Source organism: Deltaproteobacteria bacterium, from assembly GCA_011773515.1.
GTDB lineage: Bacteria > Desulfobacterota > Deferrimicrobia > J040 > J040 > WVXK01.
In genome coordinates, this window is record WVXK01000095.1 from 7,402 (window position 1) to 10,987 (window position 3,586).

4 protein-coding genes and 1 pseudogene (1 of these 5 cut by a window edge) are annotated in these 3,586 nt (G+C 57.0%); 1 reads left to right on the forward strand and 4 read right to left on the reverse strand.

What is annotated here, in order from left to right; all coding sequences use genetic code 11:
* The coding region (locus GTN70_09960; GenBank protein NIO17299.1) for a hypothetical protein at window positions 1-385 on the forward strand (385 nt) is incomplete at its 5' end.
* A 51-nt stretch (window positions 386-436) separates the two neighbouring features.
* On the opposite strand, the gene GTN70_09965 is transcribed toward GTN70_09960, so the two are convergent.
* From GTN70_09965 to GTN70_09980, 4 genes and pseudogenes are all read right to left on the reverse strand, one after another.
* Entirely contained in the window at window positions 437-1,144 is a 708-nt protein-coding gene (locus GTN70_09965; GenBank protein NIO17300.1) for an ATP-binding cassette domain-containing protein, read from the reverse strand.
* The gene (locus GTN70_09970; protein ID NIO17301.1) at window positions 1,131-1,886 is read right to left on the reverse strand and encodes an ATP-binding cassette domain-containing protein; all 756 of its coding nucleotides are present in this window, start codon (window positions 1,884-1,886) and stop codon (window positions 1,131-1,133) included. Before GTN70_09970 ends, GTN70_09965 begins: the two co-directional genes overlap by 14 nt.
* 8 nt (window positions 1,887-1,894) lie before the next feature.
* Window positions 1,895-2,893: a branched-chain amino acid ABC transporter permease gene (locus tag GTN70_09975; GenBank protein NIO17302.1), complete on the reverse strand. Its 999-nt coding sequence runs from the start codon at window positions 2,891-2,893 to the stop codon at window positions 1,895-1,897.
* Between the two features lie 12 nt (window positions 2,894-2,905).
* A pseudogene (locus tag GTN70_09980) lies at window positions 2,906-3,586 on the reverse strand (branched-chain amino acid ABC transporter permease) (it continues 182 nt past the right edge of the window).

Consider the following 3,586-nt stretch of genomic DNA (forward strand, 5'->3'; position numbering starts at 1 on the left):
GGACCAGGGCTTCCGCGTTGCCGGGGTAGATGCGGTAACGGATGATATGCTGGGGCGCGTTTCTTTTCTCTATATATCCCCGGATAGAAGGATCCTGTCGAAGCTGACCGGTTTTCCGGCAGAGATCGCGCTTCCCGAGGCCGGTTTCACCGTAAAAGTCATGAAAAATCCCCTCAACCCGGAAAAGGTGGCCGTTCTGTTCGATTATGATGATGCCAGCGAGGTCAAAAGGGCCTACAAGAAGATCTTCCGGTATGGCAACTATTCCCTCATCGCCTTTGACGGCGGGAAAAACATCGCACAGGAGATAGAACCGGCCGAACGGGGTATCGTGTTTACCATAGGAAGAGGCCATCCGGGAAAAGGGGAGGAGCCGGGCAGCTGATTTTTTCCCGGCGAACATTCACCTTCCCCGTCGTATGTCCTTAGAGCCGGGTCAGATACCGAGGTATGCTTCCCGTATTTCTTCCGAACGTCTGATTTCGTCCGGCATCCCTTCCGCCTTGATGCGTCCTTCGTGCATGATGTACACGTAATCGGAAGCGTCGAGCGATGCGCTCACGTTCTGCTCCACGAGCAAAATGGTGAGCCCCACGTCTTCCTTCAGTTTGTGGATTGTTTCGAAGACCTCCATGACCAGCTTTGGAGCGAGCCCCTGGCTGGGCTCGTCGAGCATGATCAGCTGGGGTTTCGTCATCAGTGCCCTGCCGATGGTGACCATCTGCTGCTGGCCCCCGCTCAGCGATCCCGCCACCTGCTCCTTTCTCTCCTCGAGGATCGGAAAGAGGGAGTAGACCAGATCGAGAGACTGGTCGATGTTGCGCAGAGCTTCCCGCCGGTAGGCGCCCATGGTGAGGTTTTCCTGCACCGTCATACCCTTGAAGAGGTGCTTTCCCTCCGGCACGAGGGTAATCCCCAGCTCGACCTTCTTGTGGGTCGGCGTGAAGGTGATGTCGGCGCCCTCTAATTCGACCTTCCCCCTCCAGGGCTGCACCGATCCGAAGATGGACCACAAAAGTGTCGATTTTCCGGCACCGTTCGGCCCCAGGAGGGACGTAATGGTCCCTTTTTTCACCTCCAGTGATGGCTCCCACAGAACCTGCATGGGGCCGTACCCGGATTCTAGCCTCTCAACTTTCAGCATCCTTTTCCTCCGGCGGGTGTCCGAGATAAACCTCGACCACCCGGGGATCGCTCAAAGCCTGTTCGGTGGTCTCGTCGACGAGTTTCGCCCCCTGGTGCATGACCATGACCCTTTCCGCAAGCCTCGCGACTGCCCTCATGATGTGTTCGACCTGGGCGACGATGGCGATCTTTTCCACCTCTTTTATCTGCTTGATCAAATCGACCATATAGTCGATATCTTTGGGGTTCATCCCGGCCATCGCCTCGTCCATCAAAAGGAGCTTCGGCCTCATCGCCAGGGCTCTTGCGATCTCGACGAGCTTTTTCTCCGTCGGCGTCAGGGCCCCGGCCGGTTTGTTCCGGTGCTCGGTGAGTCCGATCATCTCGATATACCGGTCTGCCATGTCCATGCATTCATCGACGCTCAGTTTGTGCCCCTGTGACCCGAACATCCCGCCAATGGCGATGTTCTCTCTCACACTGGCTGAGGCATACGGCCGGGGTATCTGGAATGTCCTCCCTATACCGAGGGGAGCCCTCCTGTAGGGGGGCAGCATGGTTATGTCCTTTTCCTCGAAGAATATCCTTCCCTCATCGGGGAAGAACACGCCGTTTATGACGTTGAAGAGGGTGGTTTTCCCCGCGCCGTTGGGCCCGACGATGGCGATGATCTCCCCATGGTCGACTTCAAGGCTCACGCTGTCCACGGCAACGAGTCCGCCGAACCGCTTCGTTATGTTCTCCAGCCGTAAAAGGGTCATGCCCGACCTCACACGATTATTTTCTCGAGGGCCGTTCCCTGCACCTTCTTTTTGAGCACGCCGACCGTTCCCTCCGGGAAGAGAACGATTATCGCAATGATAATCGGCGCAAATATGAGGAGCTGGAATCCCGGCAGGATGATTGCCAGGTAATACTTGGACAGGCCGTAGATGAGCCCTCCCACGAGGGGGCCGAGGAGCGTGCCGGCGCCGCCGAGGAGGACGATGATGATCGCCTCGATCGTGTAGAGGATCTCGAAGACGTCGGGGGGGAAGACGTAGGTCAGTTTCACCGCCCAGGCAACTGCCCCGAGCAGTCCGGCGAAGAAGGCGCTCGTAATGAATGCGATGATCTTGAACTTGGTTACATTGATCCCCATCGCCTTGGCCGCGTCCTCATCCTCCCTGAGGGCGGTGAGGGCATACCCTATCTTGCTCCTCATGTAGAAGAGGGTTACGAAGGCGGAAAGCCCGGCGATGATAAACACCATCACGTCGGCCCAGTACGTGGACAGGACGTTTGCGAATTCCCTGCCGAACGCCTTGTTCATCTGCCCCGAGAAAATGATCCCCGCCGAGCCGTTCCATATCTTTGCTCCTTCGATAAAGTAACGGAAACCCTCGTTGACGCCGATGGTGGCGATCGCGAAATAGGCGCCTCTCAGGCGCAGGGCGACTGCACCGACGGCCAGCGAGAGGAGCGTGGATATCCCCACGGCCATGATCAGGCCGATGCCGATGAGGCCGATACCCAGGCCCGCGTCGTAGAAGCGGGAAATGGCGAGGGCCATTCCGTAGGTGCCGACCCCGAGAAACGCCACGTATCCGAAGTCCACGTATCCCGTCATCCCCAGGAAAAGATTGAACGCCTGGCCGAGGGCACAGTAAAAAGCGATCATGGCGATGAGCTGCCACATCCCGGGGAGGGTTCTTCCCACCAGGTAGAGTCCGGTATAGGCAACCAGAAGCGGGATGAGGGGAAGATATTTTTGCGCCGTTTTATTCATCGTGTCCAAAGCTCACTTGGTCCTGAAAAGCCCTGTCGGCCGTATGAGGAGAATGATCAGGAGCATCAGGAAGGAGAGAAATCGCGTCAGCGCGAAGGGCTCGACGTTCGGGATGAGCGCGAGAAGAGTGTATGATCCGTTTTCGATCAGGCCGAATATCAGGCCTCCGAAGAATGCGCCGTAGGGGGATGCGAGACCTCCCAGGACTGCTATGACAAATGCCTTGAGTGTGTATCCCCCCCCCATGTAAGGGTTGATCCCCACGGGAATGAACATGGTCAACAGAACCCCGCTCGTAACGGTGAGGCCGATGCCGAGGGAAAAGCTGAGGGCATATTGCCACCCCACGTTGACGCCGCACACCCGGGCCCCCTCGTCGTCTTCGACGACGCTTCGCAGGGCCGTTCCCGCCCTGGTCTTCTTGAACCACACGTACAGGAGGAGAGCGATAATGATGCTTCCAAAGAAAGCGAACAGCTTTGTAAAGGGAAGGACGGTGAAGGGTATCTTTATCTTTCCCAGTGCCCAGTTGTACCCCCTGAACTCGGAGCCGAAAATCAATTTTATTACCTCTTCCAGAATGATCCCGAAGGAAAAGGTAGCCAGAAGGGAGGCAAGTTCGGGGGCTTTCAACAATCTTCTTATCGAACTGTAATAGAAGAGAAATCCCAGGGCCATGCCAACGGCGAATGC

Bases quoted from the DNA above. Each gene is read 5' to 3' on its own strand.
- GTN70_09965 (NIO17300.1), bottom strand. From the start codon at position 1,144: ATGCTGAAAGTTGAGAGGCTAGAATCCGGGTACGGCCCCATGCAGGTT.
- GTN70_09970 (NIO17301.1), bottom strand. From the start codon at position 1,886: ATGACCCTTTTACGGCTGGAGAACATAACGAAGCGGTTCGGCGGACTC.
- GTN70_09975 (NIO17302.1), bottom strand. From the start codon at position 2,893: ATGAATAAAACGGCGCAAAAATATCTTCCCCTCATCCCGCTTCTGGTT.